This window comes from Nocardia sp. NPDC049220, from assembly GCF_040647855.1.
In the GTDB taxonomy this organism is placed as follows: Bacteria; Actinomycetota; Actinomycetes; order Mycobacteriales; family Mycobacteriaceae; genus Nocardia.
Genome location: NZ_JBEZDA010000018.1, coordinates 33,434 through 48,319 on the forward strand (window position 1 = coordinate 33,434; position 14,886 = coordinate 48,319).

A 14,886-nucleotide genomic window follows, 5' to 3' on the forward strand; every position below is an offset into this window, starting at 1 on the left:
AGCCGGCCTGGCGCGGATCGCCCCGGCCGGCTGACGACGGAGCCCGCCGCGATTGTTCCGACTACCGGAGCAGCCAGCCACACCGCCACATATCGGGAGGTCAGCACTCAGTCGCACGGTCGGAGCGGCAGCCCCTGGTCGGCGACAGCCGACTTGCGGTGTCGCGGCACGCTTATCCGTGATTGGACTGCCCGTCGTCGTCATAGGCGACCAGGACGGAGCAGGCGGCATGCCGGGCGGCCTTCTCCGCCGTACTGCCGATGAACCGTCCCCAGATACCCGAATGTCCGCTGCGCCCGAGAATCAGCAGGTCGGCCGCGTATTCGACCGCGGAGGTGGCCAGTTCCCGCGCCGCCTGCCCCGACCTGATCTCCGCCCGCACCGCGATGCCGCGCCGTTCTGCCGTCGCCGCGGCGATGCCGAGCCATCGACGGCAGGCCGCTTCCCCGACCGAACGCTCATCCTCGATGTCGCCGACCACCGGACCGTAGTGCGGCAGATGCTCTTCGACGGCGACCACGGTGAGCGCGCTGTGATGTACCGCCGCCAGTTCGAGCGCCATCCGCAAGGCTGCCCGGGCGCCGGGTGAGTCGTCGTAGCCCACCACGATCCGCTGGAACACCTCTCTATTGTGCTGCTTCTAGTGGAACAAGAGCCAGCATTCGGCAAATCTTCAGCAATTCACTGCGAACTCTCCCGCTCGCGACTCCGCGTCATCGTGGCGAGAGCGGCGAGCGCCGCCTGCTGCAAAGTCGGCGCCACCGTGCGTGGCGTAGGACCGGCACCACCGCGCACCCACTGACGGCAGTATTCCTGCGACGGTCCGATACAAATCGCATGCGCCACCGGGTAGCCGGAGCCGGCCACGGTCATGCCAGGACCCAGAAGCTCGCGGTACCGATGCTCCAGAGCGGCCAAGAATGCCTGATTATGCTGTGCCAGTTCGGGTTCCGCGGCGTGAGCGACTTCGTCGGGAAGCGTGGCGAACAGCAGACGAGCCAGGTCTCGGTGATCTTCGACCCAGCCCAGATGGGCGGCGAGCATCGCGCGAATCGCCTGCTCCGCGCCGATTCCAGGAGCGCCCATGGGGTCCAACACAGTGCGTTGATAGTCACGCATGCCGGTGACATAGACCGCGGCGGCCAACTCGACCTTCGAACCGAACGCGTGAAACATACTGCCGCTGGACAATCCCAGCCGGTCGCGGACGCCCGCAACCGTGAACGCCGGATAGCCCTTGGCCAGGAGTTGTCTCGTCGCCTCGGCCAAAATCCGCCCGCGGGTGTTCGTGGCCATCTATCCACCGAACTCGGCATCGATTCCGGACCGGACCGCGGCGAGTACCTGAGCGCGCACCCGCAGCTTGGTCTCGAGATAGGCGGACACGTCGATTCCGGTGAGCCGTTGCGCCTCGGCCGTCGCGCGGGTGCGCAACTCATCCGCATCGGACACGAGCAGATCGAGAAATCCCAGATCCCTCGCCTCCTCGGGCGCGACCAGGATTCCGGTGTTCGCGGCCCGGTCGAACCCGGGCGCTGTGAGCCGATGCCGCGCGATCTCGACCCCGTAGTGCGGAATTGTCAACCCGATAGCGACCTCGTTGAGGCCGAGCTTGAAATCTCCGGCGACGCCGATCCGTACATCCGTGGCCAACAGCAGGAACGCGCCCTGGGCGATCGCGTGCCCCGGGCACGCGGCCACGACCGGGAAGGGAAAACCGAGCAGCCGGTGGACGAGGTTGCCGCCCGCGCGCAGGGTTCGACGGATGTCGTCGGCGTTCCCAGAGAACGTCGCCAGGTCGTAGCCGGCCGAGAACATTCGTGGCCGCCCGGTGAGCAGTACGACGGCGCGATCTCGCTCGGCCCGGTCCAGCGCCGCCGCGATGTCACCGATCATCGCCACGGACATCACATTCGCCTTGCCGTCGTCCATGGCTATCGTGGCGACGCCGCTGTCGAGCCGATAGGTGACACGTCCAGTCATACGAGCCTCCTTTAGCGTTGCACTCTAGAGTAGTACTCTAATCCGACCGACTCCGCCCAGCGTCCGCGGCCGATCGCCGAGCCCGATGCACTGTGTGAAAAAGACCCGAAACAGGACCGCCACACGTCCCGATACACGGCAGAGGCGACGAATCCGAAAGAGTCTGGGGCACCCTGCCTTCGACCAGCCTCGGGGAGAGGTCCAGGTGGAGAAACCGACATGACCACAGCAATCGTCATCCGTCCGCTGGCGCCGAGCGAGCGAATCTTTGCCAACAGCGAAGTTCTGGTCGGCTATTCGCTTCGAGTAGTGGGCCGGTTGGACCTGGCCGCGCTAGCGGCGGCGTTCGACCTCGTGGTTCGCGCCCGTCCGATCCTCGGAGCCCGCCTGGAGCCGGATGGGGACGGCGGACACGTCCTGCTCGAATCGCCCGACGCGCCGCCGGAGATGTCGGTCGCCGATGGAGATCCGGAACTATTGCTGACCGGTGCGCAACTGGATCAGCGCAAAACGCTCGGGGCACTGTGTGTCGTGCGCGACGGCGAGCACGCGGGCATCACGCTCGTCACCAACCACAGCATCGCGGATGCCAATCATTCGCTGGCCGTCTTCGCCGAGCTCTGGTCCTGTTATACCGATCTCATCCAGGGCCGATTACCCAGGCTGGAGTTACGCGGCTACCCGAAGTCGGTCGAGGAACTGCTGACCATGCGCGGCGTCGAGAAGATCCGTGCGGACACGATGCCGACCTATCCGGTCACCGTAGCCCGAACTCCCTGCAACACCGACGATCCGGATTATCTGATACCGCGTACCGCTCGCTGCAGGCTGACCAAGGAGCAGACCGCGGCACTGGTCGAGCTGGGGCACCGGGAGAACACGACGATCAATGGACTCGCCTCCGCAGCGATCCTGCTCACCGAGGCCGAACTGCGCGAGCTATCGCTGACCGAACTGCGCTACTCCTACTCGGTCGACCTGCGCACCCGGGTGGCACCGCCCATCGGTATGACCGAAGGCACGAACGTCATCGGCTTCGCGAACTACGTCCCGCCCGCCGGCCTGGGACTGGTCGGCCTGGCCCGTGGCATCAGCGACAGCCTGCGCGCCGGTCTCGCCGCCGGCATGGTGCAGCAAACGCCGCTGCACATCCCCGAGATCGCGGCCAGTCCGCCACCACGCGAACCGGGAATCGTGCTCGCTACCAATTGGGGTCGCGTGCGAAGACCACGGGTGCCGGGGAATCTACGGATCACCGATTTCCGCTCGATCATGCTCGGCAAGCCGGACAAAACCGGTCGGCGGCTCCAACAACCCAGCGGCACCATCATCGTCAGCACTTTCGATGATCAATTGAGCATCGAGATCCACCACCCCGAAGAGACCACCGCCCAGCAGCGTTCGCGCGTACGGCTGCTGGCTTCGCATCTGTCCGGATTCGGCGCCGCGGGCGCCGGATAGCCCGGCCACCATCGCCACCCGAGCCTGCGGCGGAGTCAGTCCGACAGTTCGCCGATGGTGCGGCGGTCGTCGTCGGTGGTGCGGCCGAACCGGTCAGGCTCGGGCGGCGGCGGCGCGTGCCAGGGTCTGCAACGGGTCGGTCAAAACGTCGCGGAAGGCCAACTCGGCCGCGCCGATCAGCGTCGAGTCGCCGCCGAGTGCGCTGGTGCGCAGCCGGACCCGATCCCGCACGGCCTGCAGACTGTTCACCGCAACCCGGCTGCGCACTTGCGCCGCCGAAGCCAGATAGATCTCGCGCAGTACACCCCCGAAGACCACCATCGACGGGTTGAAGATATTGACCAGGTTGGCGACACCGTAGCCGAGCCACTCGCCGACCTGGTGCAGCGCGTCTTGTGCGGCGGCATCGCCGCGGGCGGCGGCCTCCACGATCGCGTCCACCGCCGCCTGCCCCACCGGATCGGTCCGGCCCACCGCCGCGATCAGCCCGAGTTCTCCTGACTCGACTTCCAAGCAGCCACGGGAGCCGCACGCACAGGCTCGCCCGCCCGGACGCACGATCATGTGCCCGACCTCGCCGCCATAGCCGCCCTCACCGCCGAGCAACTCACCGCCCATGATGATGCCGCCTCCGATGCCCACGTCGCCGTGGAGATAGATCAGGTCGGCCAGGCCCTCCCCCACACCGCGTTCACATTCGGCCAACGCGCCGAGATTGGCGTTGTTGCCGACCGCGACCCGCAGGCCCAGGTCGAGCGCCTCGGTCATGCTGTCCCCGAAGGGAACATCGACCCAGCCGATATTCGGCCCGTACCGGACGACGCCGTCTTCTTCCCGCACCATGCCACAGAACGCGACACCGACACCGACACAGACGGCATCTGCCCCGGCTGCGCCGGTCATCGCGCGCGCCATGTCCACCAGTGCACCGATCACGTCTTCCGGGTCGAAAGTGCCGCTGGGCCGGGTGGTCTCGGTGCGGTCGAGCACCGAACCGCCCAACCCGACCCGGGCCGCGGCCAGCCGGTCCGCGCCGACGTCGAGCGCGACGACGTACACCCGATCCGCCTGCGGCCGCACCACCAGCGACGGCCTACCCGCCTTTCCGGTCTGGCCGGGCAGCTCCTCGCGTACCAGGCCCGCGGCGGCCAGGTCCGCGGTCAGCGCCAGGATGGTGCTGCGGTTCAACCCCATTCGCTCGGCGAGTGTCGCACGGGACACCGCACCGTCGCGATGGACATGCCGGAGCAGCACGGCAAGATTGCGCGTGCGGATCTCCTCGGGCGAAGGTGCTGCTCGCATTCACCGGGCTTTCATCGCGGGACAGGATGCCTATCGTTGCAGGGGCGCGCGCTTGCGCGACAGAGCGTCTACTCCGGCGGCCAAGAGCAGCACAAATCCTGTCACAACGAATTTGGTGCCCGCGCTGTAGCCCATCAGCCCCATGCCATTGTTGATCACCGCGACTACCGCGGCGCCGACTACCGCGTCCAGCATCCGCCCGCGCCCACCGAACAGGCTGGTGCCGCCGATCACGGCGGCGCCGACCGCGGTGAGCAGCACGTCGCTGCCGCCGGTGTTCGGATCGACGGAGTTCGCCCGCGACGCCGCGATCAGCCCGCCGACCGCAGCCATCGTCGAGCACAGCACGAAGGCACTGATTTTCACGCGGTTCACCGCGATGCCCGCGCGGCGGGCAGCCTCCGCGTTGCCGCCGACCGCGTAGGTGTGCCTGCCGAACGAGGTGCGGTTGAGCACGAACGTCCACACCAGCAGTAGCGCCACGATCAGCGGCACGACGATCGGCATGCCCGCGAGCGAGTGCAGTTCCGGGTTGCGGCTGCGTTCACCATTGAGCACGAACACCGCGGCGCCCGCCACTACCGCGAGTATGGCGATGCGTACCGCGATCACCGGCGCGGTCTCGCCGGTGAGTCCGAGTTCGTTGCGGGCCCGCAACTTTCGGTACTGGACGATCGCGAACCCCACGACCAGTACCGCGTACAGCGCCCAGCCGAACAACGGCGGCACGTTCTTGTTGGCGATCGCGACGATCGTCTCGTCATGGATGGAGATGTTGCGACCGTTGTCCATGATCTTCAGCGCCACGCCCTGCAAGGCGAGGAACGCGGCGAGCGTCACCACGAACGAAGGGATGCCGACCTTCACGACGACAGCACCGATCACCAGCCCGATCGCGACACCGGTGAGCAACGAAACCAGCACGGCCAGATACCACGGCCAGCCCTTGTCGGTGAGCAGCACCGCGAGCACGGCGGCGCAGACGCCGCTGGTGAACCCCGCCGACAAATCGATCTCGCCGAGCAGCAACACGAAGACCAAGCCCATCGCGATCACTGCGATCGCCGCGCCCTGCGTGAAGAGGTTGGCGAAGTTTGCCTCGGACATGAAGACCGGACGGGCTGCCCAGAAGATCGCCGAGAGGACGACGAGCGCGATCACCGAAGGCAATGCGCCCATATCGCCGCTGCGCACCCGGCCGACGTAGCGGTGGACCAGATCGGTCGCCGGCGCGGCTGTCGGTCGCTCAGTCGATATCGCGATCATCGTTTGACTCCGCTCGGGTGGAGGCCGAGGTTGCCGCTGCGACCGGCCGTGATCAGTTCGACGACCTGCGCGTGGGTCACGTCGGAGGTCCGGACCTGTGCCGCCATCCGGCCCAAGTAGAGCGCGGCGATCCGATCGGACACCGCGAAGACGTCGTTCATGTTGTGTGAGATCAACACCACCGCGAGGCCTTTGTCGGCGAGGCGGCGGACGAGCTCGAGCACCTGCTGGGTCTGCGCGACACCGAGCGCCGCCGTCGGCTCGTCGAGGACCACCACCTTGCTGTTCCACAGCACGGCCTTCGCGATGGCCACAGTCTGGCGCTGCCCGCCGGACAGGCTCGCCACCTGCTGGCGCACCGATGTGACCGTGCGAACAGACAAGCTCGCCAGCGTTTTTCCGGCCAGCTCCTCCATCGCGTACTCGTCGAGTACGATGCCGTGCTTTTTCTCGCGACCGAGGAACATGTTCTGGACGATGTCCAGGTTGTCGCAGAGCGCGAGATCCTGGTAGACGATCTCGATGCCGAGCGCGGCAGCGTCACGCGGGCTGTGCACCTGCACCGGCGCGCCCTCGAAGAGGATTTCGCCCGCGTCGATCGGATGCGTGCCGCCGATGCATTTGACCAGCGTGGACTTCCCCGCGCCGTTATCACCGACCAGCGCGGTCACCTCGCCGGGGTAGGCGCTGAAGGCGACATCGTGCAGAACGTGCACCGGGCCGAAACTCTTTTCTATACCCCGCAATTCGATTACCGGCAGGTCGGGCATGGGTCTAGCTCCTAGAAGGGGTAGGGCCCCTTCCGCCGTCCCCTCATCGAACGGCGGAAGGGGCGTGCGAGTCAGATGCCGTGGTCGGCACAGAGTTTCACGAATTCGCCCGCGCACAGCTCCGCCTTGGTGACGTAGCCGTCGGCGAGCACGTCCTTGATGTTGTCCAGGTAGATCGGCTTCGGCTCCAACAGCACCGAGGGCACGTCCGCGTTCGCCTCCGGATCCCGCACGGTCCCATTGGACGTGCCTGGCTGCCCTTTCGCGAGTGCGATAGCGAGTTCGGCGGTCGCCGCGGCCTCCTTTTCGATCGCCTTGTAGACGGTCATACACTGATCGCCGGCGAGCACGTTCTGTAGGCCCTGGACGGTGGCGTCCTGACCACTGACCGGAACCTGGCCGTTGAGTTTCTGCTTCTTCAGCACCGCGATCGCGGCGTTGGCCAGGCCGTCGTTCGCGGCGACCACCCCACCGATATTCGGCTGGCCGGTCAGCATCTGCTCGAAGATGGTGCCCGCATCGGCGTTGTTCCATCCCGGGACCGCCTGGTCGGGACCCTTCACATAGTCGCCCGCGTCGAAGTGGGGCTTCAGCACCGCGTCATAGCCGGTCTCGAGCAACGTGGCGTTGTTGTCGGTCGGCCCGCCGTTCAGATACGCGACGACGGGATTCACCGCCTTCTTGTCGGTCAAGCACTTCGCGACGCCCTCGCCGAGCAGGTTGCCGACCTTCACGTTGTCGAAGGAGACGTAGTACTGCGCTCCGCCACCCAGCGTGAGCCGGTCGTAGTCGATCACGGTGACACCCTGCGACTTCGCCTTCTGGATCACGGCTTTGCCGGTGCCGCTGTCCAAGTTCGTCATCACCAGTACCGAGGCTCCGTTGGTGATCATCTGGTCGGCGAGGGTCTGGAAGGCGTTCTTGTCGCCCTGCGCGTTCTGGATATCGGCTTTGACGCCCGCGGCGTCGAACGCCTGCTGGAGGTATTTCCGGTCCGCGGTTTCCCAGCGTGCGGAGGTCTTGCTGTCCGGAAGGATGACGCCGATCCGGGTCGGGGTCCCGGAGTTCGCCGAGCTGGCGGAGTCGTCGCCGCACGCGGTGAGTGCGGGCAGGAGTGCGACCGCCACAGCGGCGACGCTGAGCATGCCCTTACGCATAGAGGGGCCTTTCGTGGAGCCACCGGCCCCGGAGATCGGCGGTCGGTCGAGTGAAGCGAATGTTGTTCAGAGCAACATATTCGACGATGACGCGGCGCACAATATGTTCGCGGGACCAATTTGTTGTTTCGCATAACAATCGAGCGGGCGTCCGCCGCTTCGGAGCAGGGCGGTCCGAGGAGCGGCGAGCGCGCCGGTGGCCTACTGAACAGGCTCGTCGGCAGACCGCACAGCACCGCGCCCGACGCACGGAAGCGGTGAGCGAACTCCGTCCACTTCACCGCAAGCGCCCGGAACATGAAAGCGGCCCTGCTCGATTGGGAATGACACCGAGGATCGGGCGCGCGGTGTCCGGGTGGCACAGTACGCTTGGCGGTGAATCATGGCGCGGTAGCGACAGACTGGGATCCGGGAGGGGAACAGTGGAGACGCTCAGGCTCGACCCGGCGGCAGTGGCCGCCTACACCACCATCGCGGACGCGGTGTCCAGACAATTGGCATCGGCGGCCGAGGTCACCTCCGGCGCAGTGGATCCCGACCAGCTGGCCGCCGATCTCGGGCTCGTCGGCGCGGAGTTCGCCGCACGGTTCGCCACGGCCGTTTCCGAACACGCGCAGGCGCTGTCGACCGCGGGGCAACTGGTCGGCACCTACGGGCAGGTACTACGCATGTACAGCGAGAACGCACAACGGGTCGACACCGACACCGCAGGCGCCATCGATCAGGCGGGGGAGGCACCGGCATGAGGAGTCTGGGACTGCGCAAACGGGCATCGGCCACCAAGCCCCCCGCCGAGACCACCCGGCCACCGAGCACCGCACCCGGTGCCGACCCCCCGATCGTGGCCGCGCTGGTCCGTCCGTTGCTGGCGCTTCGCGCCGCACTCGGCACCGGCGTCGGTCTGCCGAACACGACCGCGACCAGCGCACTGTCCGCCGCGTCCACGCGGGCGGCCGACACCGAAGGCCCGCATCGCGATGGCCTGCACGCGCTGGAGTCGACCTGGACCGCACGCGCCGCCGATGCCGCGGTGCCCGCACTGCGCACCACACAGACCCAGATCGGCGACATCTCCGATCGGGGCCCGGCATATCTGTCGGTGCTCGCCGACGCCCACACCACCTCTGGACGTGCGGCGCGGCGGGTCGACCAGATCATCGCGGAGTTCCGACGCGATGCGCGCGAAATCCTGGACAACGCCAGCACCGCGCCGGACACCGACGCGGTCATCGCGCGCGCCACCCAGGCGCTGCGCGACGCCCTCACCACGGTCTCGGTCGCACGCACGGAGATGAACGACCACACCAGGAAACTGGAGGAGATGGGGCCGCTCACCATCACCACGCCGGCCGGGATAACGCAGGGGCAGACCGTGCAACCCGGCGCGACAGGGCAATTCACCCCCGGTGGCACCGCACCCGGCGCCACCACGCCGGTCGTCGGCCAACCGATCGACCCGGCGCTGGCCGCGCAGCTCCAACTTCAGCAACAGCTCGTCGCAGCCGGGGTGCAGATCGGCACCTCTGCCATCACCGCGGGCGTCGACATCGGCACGCACATCATCGACAAGATCGCCGAGGTGGGCATACACACCATCGACACCGTGGCGGCGTCGGCGGACAAGGCCATCCCCGAGCTGATCCACCCCGGCTCCACCACCCAGGACGACAGTGCGAAGAACTCTTCGAAACTGTTCGACTTCGGCGGGTCGCACGACGGTAAGCCCTCGACGTCGGTGATCGCGCCCCACGGTTCCGGTTCGACCCCCACCGCGAAGTCGGACACGCCGCGGCCGGACAGCAGGGCCATGCCCGGAACCGGACCGTTCGCCGAGTCCACTCCTCCGGCACCGCACACCCGCCCGGACCAGCCGGTTCGCCCGGGACCGTCCGGCGGCTTGGTGGTTCCACCGGTACCACCCCCGTCGGGGAACGACGGGGAGCACAAGCCGCGCGACGGCCAGCTCGGCGTCACCGTGCCGTCGAGCGTGACCGCCGTCGTGCCGGTGTTGGGCGAGTTCGACGATGACGCCCCCTGACCGGGACCATCCGAGTCAGGGCGCGGGCCAGAGCAATCCGTTCGACACGGGTCTGCCGATGTTGCGTATGCCGGCGGGCAAGGCGTCCAAGCGACAGCGCCCACCGGGCCGCCGAGGAACGGTCCTGCGACGAGAGCCGGAACTGGACGCTCCCGAGCCGCCACGGGCGCCGGACCAGACGAGCACACGACCGCGATCAGCCGAGTGGCAGCAGTGGCTCGATCCCGCGCCCGCGACCGAGACACTGCCCGAACCGGCCGCCGAACAGAACCGAAGTGTGCCCGCAGGCGACGAACCCCTCGCGGCGGAAGACAGCACTGTCCAAGCGCCGACGATCATCAACCGATCCGGAGTCCAGCCGGGCACGCCGGTGCGTCGCCCCCGCCGAACAGATCAGCAGCGTGGTAACCGACCGCTGGCCGTGTTGATCGTGCTCGGGGTAGTGGTCGCGACCGTCTCGATCGCGCTGACCATCGTCTACGGGACCGGAAAAGACGCGCCCCCGACCGCGACCAGCGCGCCCACGCGCGCATCGGGCTCCGCGCAAACCATGTCGGCGACAACCACATCGGTGCGGCCGCCGTGGGCCATCGCTACGCCGGGATGTGAGCAGCGGCGCACGGCCGACATCGTCTCCGGCACCGACCCGGGCGGCACCGGCAACGGTCCCGACGCCATTCTCGCCTTCGAGTACGCCTACTACGCCGAACGCTCCGGATTCCGAGCCCGCGCCGTGGTGGCCCCCGACGCGACGGTCGCACCCGCCGAGCAGATCCAACGCGGTATCAACCAGGTACCGATCGGCACCCGCTACTGCGTGCGGATCACCCGGGCCAGGGACGACGCCGACGGGCAGATGCGGTGGGAGGTCGAACTGACCCAGCAGTTCCCGGATGAGCGGCCGAGCACTTTCACGCAGTTCATCACCACTCGGACCGGTTCGAGCCAGACCCTGATCACCGGCGTCGCGGCCGCGTGACCTCGTCCCGCACCGAGACGACGATCCGATGCCATCCCGCGCCTGGCCACAGAACTTACGGTTCGCAGACCGACTTCACCGGTCGTTTGCATCCGCTGATGAGTGCCACCAGGTACATGAAGGCAGTTCATGCGGTGCCATCGGCCCCGAACTATGGTCGCGGCCTGGACCGAAAAGCAGATCGCGTCGGTAACTCGCTGACCAACCTTTCGGATTGTGCGCCGGGAATGGTTGACCGGACCGGCACGGCAAGCCTCCACAGGACAGCCGGCACCGACACGTGAACAGTCACATGTTCTCTCGCACTGCTATCGCCTGAAGCAGGTCCGAGTGTAAAGCGAACTGCAGGACAAGTGTTCGGTTGGCATGTTGTTCGGAAAAAAATACAGCTCCGGCGCGCGGTATCCTCGGATTGAAGCTCATATTGTCAGTTGACAGGTCAAAGTAGCTTCTCAACTCGGCTTCGGTTATTTCGACCTCCTGCCAAATATCCAGGACCACCATACTTCGAGGGCGCTCGGGGGAGTCGGCCAGCATACGGAACGAGAGGACCGAGAAAGGACCGCCTTCGGACTTCCCTTCGAACTCGCTACCGTACTCGGTCCTGGTCACTTCATGTAGCACCACGGAGCAGGCATCTGCGACGGACTTCGGGCTCAGGTGCCCAGGAACCTCCAACAATCGCCGGGTGACCGCATATATCTCGCTGACGAACGCCGTCATACCCACCCGTACGAATCTGTCTCGATCTCGATCATTATTCATCTCTTATACTTTTCCCAGAGCTCCTCGAGCCATTGCCTATAATAATCCGCGAAGGTGGGCGGTGACGAATCGTGCCAATCTCCCACTGTTCCATATTTCATCAGTTCAGAAATACTTTCGATCGCGTCGTCAGACATGTTGCCATCCGCGGCATCGTAGATTTCTTCGATACGCCTTCCGAAGGTGGGGGACCCGAAACCGACGAGTGGACCACCCCGAGAAGCGCTTTCGCGCTGCGCGTGCTGCAGAGACCAATGCGCGCGTGCCTCGGATTTGTAAATCTTGTCCAGGTGATGTTCGATCCACTCCTCTTTGTCATCCACTGGCCCTGGTCTGAGTTTTCTGAAGGGTTCTATTGTGTGCCCGACCTCGTACGCGATGGCGACAGCTGTTTGCAACGGGTCGTCTTTGCGACTGGGATCGATGATTATCCGTTTCAGTTCAGTAATAGTCTGCGTCCCACTGTGTTTCGGTCCATATCTGATAGTCCACCCTTCGCGCGTAATATCGTGTATGCGCCGCAGAAGGCTAGGCGACGTCCTAATTATTACATCGACTCCCGTGCCAAATTCTTTCCAGATCGATCGCGGCAATGATATGACGTAACCAGGTGTAATTTTTGGGAGTTCCTGTCGGCCAGAACCGATCTCGGCAATGGCGAGCTCCGGACCTATGGATTGGGAGTGCGGTCTGTGCACCCATCCTTGTTTCGTCGCATTCTTGATCCTGCGCCCGCCTGCCTGGTCGGTGCGTACCTTTTCATCGGCGTCCCGCACCATCGAGCGAACTACGTCTCTGTAGGCGTTTCGTAGCGCCGCCGTTTCTAGGCTGGTGAGGCGTTTCAGCTCGTTCATGGCCGAGACCAAGGCTCTGGTTACGCCGTTGCGCATTTGACCCTTACCACTGTGACAAACTGCGGGCGGCGAGGCGGCGGCGAGGCGGATCGCGAACTCGTCCGGGCGGGGCGTCCAAGTGGCCCTTCAGGCGACGATGCCGTCGAGCCGGCGGCGGGTGCGTACTCGCTTAGTGTCAGATACCGCTGCAGGGTGCGGCGATCCTCGTGACCCGACAGGTCCATCAGGTCGGTGTCGGTGGTGCCGTCCTCCCCGGCATGGGTGAGCCGGGAATGCCGCGGGCCGTACGGATCCCATCCATCGTCAGCCGCGGCGCCCAGATGTCGTTCGATGGTGCGGGAGCACATCTGCCGGCGCCGCGTGACCCGGAACGATGCCACAGATGGGTACGATGTCGTCGTCAGACGCGACGTGGCACGACAGGAAGACCGGTCCGCCGGTGCGTGTGGTGGGCAGTTGACCGAGCAGGCGTGCGGTGCAGGTTTTGTAGCGCAGTTCATCCGGCTTGCCGCCCTTACAGCAGATTCGGGCGCGCCGGTAGGAGCGGTCCGGGTCGGTGATTCCCGGCAAAGGACTTCTGCAGCGCGGGCCGTGGCCGCATACAGCATCGCCCACACGGTCTGGTCTTCGAGCGGTCTCCGTTTGTCGAAGACCAGGCGATAGTTCGCCTTGCGCAGGCGGACCCGGCTGGTGTCGGGTTTGGGTTGGTGTTCGCGATACAGCCCGTCCAGCACAGGCAGTAGCGTCGCTGATCCACTGCTGGGCCTGGAAATAGTTCGAGGCGCTGACGACCGTTGCGCGTTCGGCGTTGAACGTGGCCGGAACACGGTACCCCCGCGCGGCGGGGATGTTGCGGTGTAGCCGGTTCGGCCCTAACCGTCGAACTCGGCGAGGTTCGCGATGCCAGCGAACGCGACCGGCAGCGCTCTAGTACCGGCGCGCACCATTTCCGGTCACGTGATACGCCCGGATCGACTGTGAGCCATCGCAGGTACTGCACCAGCGCCGCTACGGTCGGTATCGCGGCCGGAAGGATGGGAACCTGAGCCAGTCGCCGGGTGGGGGTCATCGGCCCACGACTCCTCGAATGTCAGATACCAGCGGGAAAGCGGTGGCACGCAGCGGGGCCAGGGGCTTTGTCCGGCCCTTCAGACAATAGCGCGTCATCTGACCTCCGGCCAGAGTTTCATCTAATGAATGATTCTGCGTGTCAACGGCTTCAGGTTCTCAGTCTGAGAACAGGCGAGCGGGGTACTGTTGCTCTGTCCGGACGTGCAGGTTTCGAGGCACTGCTCGAAATGGTCGCGGTCGCGAGGATGAACGTTGGTCAAGTACACACAGCACACATCGATGACCGGTTCGTCTCGTCTCCAGTCCGAAGAAGCGCCTGCTCGCCCGCCGACTGGGCATCACCTGCGCCGGCCGGATCATGGCCGTCAACGAACTCCTGCGTGAGATTCCCGCACGGTTCCTCGCCGACTCGTCGGCTGCAACCCGAAACTCGTGGCCGAACGCGCCTCGCTAGGCGCGCCCGATGGGGCCATTACCCCCGCAATCCGAGCCCACCCGACATCCGCACATCCGTGGCTTCCGGCGACACGAGCACGTCAAACAGAGAATGGCACCAACGAATGCTCGGCCGGTTCAACTGCACGGGTTTCAGCGGTGGCTCGGCTGCGGGCAGCCATGTCCCGTGCTTCCTGGGCGTGGACCGACCACCGAGATCTGCCGCCCAGTTACCTCGACCGCCGAGTCGACTGGATCCGCATCACAGCGACACTCAGAGACACCCGCGGCAAATCCGGGTGCGAAATGCCCGACGCTGCCCTGCGCAGCCCTCGATCGGCGAATCACCTCGCGTGCTTGCGCAAGCTCTGAGCCGCGGTGGCCGGCAAGGCGCTTACTGCGTCGTGAGAATAACGACCGGAATCACCCGGTCGGTCTTTTCCTGGTACTCGGCGAAGCCGGGCATCACCTGGACCATCGCTGTGTAGAGGCGGTCGCGTTCCGGGCCCTCGGTAATCGGGGTGGCCGTCGCGTCCACGGTTTCCGCCCCGATTTCGACGGTGACTTCCGGGTTGACCCGAATATTGTGGTACCAGTCCGGGTTGGTGGGGGCGCCCGCCTTGGACGCGACGATGACGAGGGTGTCGCCGTCGCGGACGAAGGCCAGCGGAGTGGTGCGGGGCCGACCGGTTTTCGCGCCGATGGTGCTGAGCAGGAGCAGGTCACGGCCGGCGAACGGACCGCCTACCTTGCCCTGATTGGCACGGAATTCTTCGATGATCTGGCTGTTCCAGTCGTCTGCCAT

At 65.9% G+C, this 14,886-nt stretch carries 14 protein-coding genes; 4 read left to right on the forward strand and 10 right to left on the reverse strand.

Features of this window, described 5'->3' with window-relative positions; genetic code table 11:
• Positions 1 to 172: 172 nt before the first annotated feature.
• Genes AB0C34_RS26950 through AB0C34_RS26960 form a run of 3 tightly spaced genes read right to left on the reverse strand, consistent with a single transcriptional unit; the run spans position 173 to position 1,983 of the window.
• Positions 173 to 622, reverse strand: coding sequence for a universal stress protein (locus tag AB0C34_RS26950; protein ID WP_357078643.1), 450 nt, complete (start codon positions 620 to 622; stop codon positions 173 to 175).
• 59 nt (positions 623 to 681) lie between these two features.
• Positions 682 to 1,296: a TetR/AcrR family transcriptional regulator gene (locus AB0C34_RS26955; RefSeq protein WP_357078646.1), complete on the reverse strand. Its 615-nt coding sequence runs from the start codon at positions 1,294 to 1,296 to the stop codon at positions 682 to 684.
• Complete coding sequence (locus AB0C34_RS26960; RefSeq protein WP_357078648.1) at positions 1,297 to 1,983, reverse strand: crotonase/enoyl-CoA hydratase family protein; 687 nt, start codon at positions 1,981 to 1,983, stop codon at positions 1,297 to 1,299.
• A 219-nt stretch (positions 1,984 to 2,202) separates the two neighbouring features.
• Between AB0C34_RS26960 and AB0C34_RS26965 the strand changes: the two genes are divergently transcribed.
• Positions 2,203 to 3,444, forward strand: a complete 1,242-nt coding sequence (locus AB0C34_RS26965) for a hypothetical protein (protein ID WP_357078651.1) — start codon at positions 2,203 to 2,205, stop codon at positions 3,442 to 3,444.
• A gap of 93 nt (positions 3,445 to 3,537) precedes the next feature.
• Here AB0C34_RS26965 and AB0C34_RS26970 read toward each other — a convergent pair whose 3' ends face one another.
• The 4 genes from AB0C34_RS26970 to AB0C34_RS26985 form a co-directional block, all read right to left on the reverse strand.
• Positions 3,538 to 4,746 (reverse strand): ROK family protein, encoded by a 1,209-nt coding sequence (locus tag AB0C34_RS26970; RefSeq protein ID WP_357078654.1) that lies wholly within the window; start codon positions 4,744 to 4,746, stop codon positions 3,538 to 3,540.
• Positions 4,747 to 4,776: 30 nt separating this feature from the next.
• Positions 4,777 to 6,012 carry an ABC transporter permease gene (locus AB0C34_RS26975; protein WP_357078657.1) on the reverse strand — a complete coding sequence of 412 codons (1,236 nt, stop codon included), beginning with the start codon at positions 6,010 to 6,012 and terminating at the stop codon, positions 4,777 to 4,779.
• Complete coding sequence (locus AB0C34_RS26980) at positions 6,009 to 6,782, reverse strand: ATP-binding cassette domain-containing protein (RefSeq protein ID WP_357078659.1); 774 nt, start codon at positions 6,780 to 6,782, stop codon at positions 6,009 to 6,011. The genes AB0C34_RS26975 and AB0C34_RS26980 overlap by 4 nt, the downstream gene beginning before the upstream one ends.
• A 71-nt stretch (positions 6,783 to 6,853) precedes the next feature.
• Positions 6,854 to 7,939 carry a substrate-binding domain-containing protein gene (locus AB0C34_RS26985; RefSeq protein ID WP_357078661.1) on the reverse strand — a complete coding sequence of 362 codons (1,086 nt, stop codon included), beginning with the start codon at positions 7,937 to 7,939 and terminating at the stop codon, positions 6,854 to 6,856.
• Between the two features lie 422 nt (positions 7,940 to 8,361).
• Here AB0C34_RS26985 and AB0C34_RS26990 point away from each other — a divergent pair, with 422 nt between their 5' ends.
• Genes AB0C34_RS26990 through AB0C34_RS27000 form a run of 3 tightly spaced genes read left to right on the forward strand, consistent with a single transcriptional unit; the run spans position 8,362 to position 10,956 of the window.
• Positions 8,362 to 8,685 carry a type VII secretion target gene (locus AB0C34_RS26990; RefSeq protein WP_357078664.1) on the forward strand — a complete coding sequence of 108 codons (324 nt, stop codon included), beginning with the start codon at positions 8,362 to 8,364 and terminating at the stop codon, positions 8,683 to 8,685.
• On the forward strand, positions 8,682 to 9,977 hold the full coding sequence (locus tag AB0C34_RS26995; RefSeq protein ID WP_357078667.1) for a hypothetical protein: 1,296 nt from the start codon (positions 8,682 to 8,684) through the stop codon (positions 9,975 to 9,977). The genes AB0C34_RS26990 and AB0C34_RS26995 overlap by 4 nt, the downstream gene beginning before the upstream one ends.
• Positions 9,964 to 10,956, forward strand: a complete 993-nt coding sequence (locus AB0C34_RS27000; protein ID WP_357078671.1) for a hypothetical protein — start codon at positions 9,964 to 9,966, stop codon at positions 10,954 to 10,956. Before AB0C34_RS26995 ends, AB0C34_RS27000 begins: the two co-directional genes overlap by 14 nt.
• Positions 10,957 to 11,244: 288 nt before the next feature.
• On the opposite strand, the gene AB0C34_RS27005 is transcribed toward AB0C34_RS27000, so the two are convergent.
• The 3 genes from AB0C34_RS27005 to AB0C34_RS27015 all read right to left on the reverse strand — a co-directional run bounded on the left by AB0C34_RS27005 (position 11,245) and on the right by AB0C34_RS27015 (position 14,886).
• Positions 11,245 to 11,679, reverse strand: a complete 435-nt coding sequence (locus AB0C34_RS27005; RefSeq protein ID WP_357078674.1) for a hypothetical protein — start codon at positions 11,677 to 11,679, stop codon at positions 11,245 to 11,247.
• Between the two features lie 38 nt (positions 11,680 to 11,717).
• Complete coding sequence (locus AB0C34_RS27010; protein WP_357078677.1) at positions 11,718 to 12,575, reverse strand: hypothetical protein; 858 nt, start codon at positions 12,573 to 12,575, stop codon at positions 11,718 to 11,720.
• Between the two features lie 1,900 nt (positions 12,576 to 14,475).
• Complete coding sequence (locus AB0C34_RS27015) at positions 14,476 to 14,886, reverse strand: nitroreductase family deazaflavin-dependent oxidoreductase (RefSeq protein ID WP_357078680.1); 411 nt, start codon at positions 14,884 to 14,886, stop codon at positions 14,476 to 14,478.

Coding starts and splice junctions, on each gene's coding strand:
- AB0C34_RS27005 (WP_357078674.1), bottom strand. CDS start 11,679: ATGACGGCGTTCGTCAGCGAGATATATGCGGTCACCCGGCGATTGTTG.
- AB0C34_RS26975 (WP_357078657.1), bottom strand. CDS start 6,012: ATGATCGCGATATCGACTGAGCGACCGACAGCCGCGCCGGCGACCGAT.
- AB0C34_RS26995 (WP_357078667.1), top strand. CDS start 8,682: ATGAGGAGTCTGGGACTGCGCAAACGGGCATCGGCCACCAAGCCCCCC.
- AB0C34_RS27015 (WP_357078680.1), bottom strand. CDS start 14,886: ATGGCAGACGACTGGAACAGCCAGATCATCGAAGAATTCCGTGCCAAT.
- AB0C34_RS26965 (WP_357078651.1), top strand. CDS start 2,203: ATGACCACAGCAATCGTCATCCGTCCGCTGGCGCCGAGCGAGCGAATC.
- AB0C34_RS26955 (WP_357078646.1), bottom strand. CDS start 1,296: ATGGCCACGAACACCCGCGGGCGGATTTTGGCCGAGGCGACGAGACAA.
- AB0C34_RS27000 (WP_357078671.1), top strand. CDS start 9,964: ATGACGCCCCCTGACCGGGACCATCCGAGTCAGGGCGCGGGCCAGAGC.
- AB0C34_RS26980 (WP_357078659.1), bottom strand. CDS start 6,782: ATGCCCGACCTGCCGGTAATCGAATTGCGGGGTATAGAAAAGAGTTTC.
- AB0C34_RS26960 (WP_357078648.1), bottom strand. CDS start 1,983: ATGACTGGACGTGTCACCTATCGGCTCGACAGCGGCGTCGCCACGATA.
- AB0C34_RS26985 (WP_357078661.1), bottom strand. CDS start 7,939: ATGCGTAAGGGCATGCTCAGCGTCGCCGCTGTGGCGGTCGCACTCCTG.
- AB0C34_RS26970 (WP_357078654.1), bottom strand. CDS start 4,746: ATGCGAGCAGCACCTTCGCCCGAGGAGATCCGCACGCGCAATCTTGCC.
- AB0C34_RS27010 (WP_357078677.1), bottom strand. CDS start 12,575: ATGAACGAGCTGAAACGCCTCACCAGCCTAGAAACGGCGGCGCTACGA.